The organism is Escherichia sp. KCJ4928, assembly GCF_004352695.1.
Classification (GTDB): Bacteria; Pseudomonadota; Gammaproteobacteria; order Enterobacterales; family Enterobacteriaceae; genus ECMA0423.
Genome location: NZ_SJWV01000614.1, coordinates 1 through 429, shown reverse-complemented (window position 1 = coordinate 429; position 429 = coordinate 1). Strand labels below are relative to the sequence as shown.

The following is a 429-nucleotide window of genomic DNA, read 5'->3' as shown; positions in this document are numbered from 1 at the left end:
CGTCGTCTGCGCCAGAAAAAGCCCCTGTCAGTGCACAGCCGCAGCAACCCGACACACCGGAGGAAGAGCCGCCCGGCAAGCTCAGACCCGGTGAAAGTGTGACTGCCGTCCTGACAAACTACGGAGAAAAAGAGTATGCGCCCGGAAAAGGGCGCTGCTTTTTTGTGGAGCTCACCAACCGCAGTGGCAAACGGGAATACTGGGGAAACGGCCTGGAAGAACTGGTCAAAAACCATCAGAAGGGTGACCCCGTCACACTGACACTGCAGGCGAGAGAAACATTCCGGCTGTCCGGTGAAACGCGGGATCGTATCCGTAATATCTGGGCCATAACCCCGGTCAGTAACGGCATTACCGTTAATAATGACCAACCTCATGCGGGTCAGCATACCCTGGAGTTTCCGATGGCAACATTCAGCCAGGTGATGT

General features: G+C 55.9%; 1 pseudogene. It reads left to right on the top strand.

Annotation, left to right across the window (positions count from 1 at the left end):
* Positions 1-429 (top strand): annotated as a pseudogene (locus E0D98_RS25875) (DNA primase); the annotation flags it as partial.